Raw genomic sequence first — 2,431 nt, forward strand, 5'->3', positions numbered from 1 at the left:
GTGGGGTGGTGGTTAGTATTGCAGGCGTTTGGAACAATCCCAACCCTGATGCGTTTGGAGAATAACTGCTGTAGCGGCAGCGCTTATCAACACAGGAGAAGGTAAAATGCTTGGTTGGATCATTACATTCTTGATCATCGCCCTGATTGCGGGGGTGTTGGGCTTTGGCGGTATTGCAGGTGCTTCAGCAGGGATCGCGCAGATCCTGTTCTACATCTTCATCATCCTGTTTATCGTCGCGATGATTGCCCGCGCCCTTCGCGGCAAGCCCCCGCTTTGACGGATGAGGAAACCGCACCGGTACGCTGAAACCATCCCCGCCCCTTGCCAAAGTGGCGGGGTTTCCCGTTGGCGCACCTTCGGGTTTTTGCGAACCGAAACTGATCTAGCTTGACCGGGTATCTGTCACTTCGGGGGTGTAGATATGGCGCAATTCGTCGGGCCCGCCATATAGGTTCAAAGGCCAGGTGCCGCGCGGCCAGCGCAATTCCATCTGACCAAGGCGCGGACGATAGACCGCCGTGTACAGTGTGCCAAAGCCGCGCTCGAACGCGATGGAATAAAGCGGCGGCTTCAGGAACGCCTTGATGAACTTTTCCTCTGGCTCCACATGGCCCGTCAGGCGGCGCAGCAAATACCGCTCGCGCTCCACCGTCGCGGTCATGCGGGCATGGGCATCCCATTCGACCTTCTCCTGATGATTGGTCGCAACGGCGGCATGGGTCAGGATAGCTGGGCGGTCGGGGGCCAGAAATGCAGTGACATAGCGGCGCGCGGCATCAAGCGCGGTCACATTATAGCTCATATGCGTGGGCAAGCGCGCCAGAGCAGCCCCCGCTTCCTGCGCCGTTTCACAGGTTTGCAGCACATAGCGCAGGATCAGCGGCACGCCAAAGCCATCCCCGACGATGCGCCGACCGCCGAAGGTCAGCGACAGCACCAACCCGGCATCGTTCATGCCGTCCACAAGACCCCAAAGCCCGTCAGAGGTGCCGATCACGTTGCGTCCCTGCCAACGAGTCTGCAACACGATCCGGTCAAAGGACTGCGGATCATAGTCATAGTTGCGCACCAGAACCGGCTCCTTCCCCGGCCAGATCGCCTGACTACAGCCGAAAAGATAGGGCGGCGGGCGGTAAAAGCTCAGGAAACGCGCCGCCATATCACTGCCGCCGGCCAATTCACAAAGCTGGTCATAAAGCGTCAGGATTTCCGGCATATGCACCTTGATCGCCTGCCGACTTTGCCAATAGGTCGGACGCGCGGCAAGCCCTTCACGCAGCCACCACGTCTGATAGGCCGGCCACAGCCCGGCAAAGAGCCCGGCCCATTTGGGACCGGGCTCTGCCTCGCTTATGCTGCGCCAGGCAAGATCCATCTACATGATCTTGAAAGCCGGATCGGCAAAGGCCGGACCCGCCTCGGACATCGGCAAGGGATTGGCCTCAAACGCGGATTTGATGCCGTGAACCCATCTTTTTGCCCGCTCGTTCATCTGAAAACCATTCGTCATCGACCGGCCGCGCGTCACCAGAATCCCCAGATCGGCGCCTTCATAGCGGTAATCACCTGGCTTCAGGATGCGCAGAAAGAACGCCTCGTTTTCCGATTCCACCGCGCGGCGGTGATAATCGAACCGGTCAAACACCACGCTGCCATCTTCATGCATCTTGTAGATGCCTGATTGTGGCGCTTTCGTCAGTTTGTCTACACTGTCGTCAGTGTGCTTGATGACCATCTGACTCCACCCGTCGATCATGTCCGGGTTGGCCCAACGACTGTTGAGCTCCGCTACGTCGAGCTTGAATTTCTTCTTTGAAAATTCGAGCAGATGAAACAGGAACAGCGGCGCATCCGCATGGGCAAAGGCGGCATGGTTTGTCATTGACGACGCGCCCGTAATGCGCGGGTTCAATTCACCCAACCACAGATCGCCGGTTTTCTTGTCGATCAGGAAATCCAGCTCAAAATAACCGTGATAGCCTTCCTTGCGCAAGATCACCGAGAAGGCAGGGATCGGCCACGATCTGGTGTTGCAATCGGCGTTCGGTGATTCCGGTCACACCACGTTCTTCATCAAATCCGAAGCCGATTTCCGCAAGCATGAGCACGAAATCGTCGATGAGGGCGAAATCAAGATCATGAAACGGATTGATTGCCGGGGGTCGGCGATTGAGGGTTGCGTGACCCGTGAGGGCACCATCGTCGGACCGCTGATGACCGAACTCGTGGGTTTCAAGGAGTTGACGCCCTATCGCGGCGGTTGGTGCGGCAATGAAATTTTTGCCACTGCTTTCCCGCCAAAAGTCCGGCAAAAGGCGCGGGATCTGACCTTCAAATTTGGCGAACAACTGCGCAAGGAAGGCTATCACGGTTAATTTTGAGCTGGATTTCCTGATCGACAAGAAAACCGGCGATCTGTGGTTGGGTG

2 protein-coding genes and 2 pseudogenes are annotated in these 2,431 nt (G+C 57.4%); 2 read left to right on the forward strand and 2 right to left on the reverse strand.

What is annotated here, in order from left to right:
• Window positions 1-106 precede the first annotated feature (106 nt).
• On the forward strand, window positions 107-280 hold the full coding sequence (locus tag L0H65_RS18415) for a DUF1328 domain-containing protein (RefSeq protein ID WP_301460662.1): 174 nt from the start codon (window positions 107-109) through the stop codon (window positions 278-280).
• A 105-nt stretch (window positions 281-385) separates the two neighbouring features.
• On the opposite strand, the gene L0H65_RS18420 is transcribed toward L0H65_RS18415, so the two are convergent.
• Together L0H65_RS18420 and L0H65_RS18425 are read right to left on the reverse strand one after the other, a co-directional pair.
• The gene (locus tag L0H65_RS18420; RefSeq protein WP_301460663.1) at window positions 386-1,378 is read right to left on the reverse strand and encodes a C45 family peptidase; all 993 of its coding nucleotides are present in this window, start codon (window positions 1,376-1,378) and stop codon (window positions 386-388) included.
• Window positions 1,379-1,996 (reverse strand): annotated as a pseudogene (locus tag L0H65_RS18425) (biotin carboxylase); the annotation flags it as partial.
• Between L0H65_RS18425 and L0H65_RS18430 the strand changes: the two are divergent.
• A pseudogene (locus L0H65_RS18430) lies at window positions 1,989-2,431 on the forward strand (biotin carboxylase); the annotation flags it as partial. The pseudogenes L0H65_RS18425 and L0H65_RS18430 sit on opposite strands and share 8 nt — an antisense overlap.

This window comes from Pseudorhodobacter sp., from assembly GCF_030452865.1.
Classification (GTDB): domain Bacteria; phylum Pseudomonadota; class Alphaproteobacteria; order Rhodobacterales; family Rhodobacteraceae; genus Pseudorhodobacter.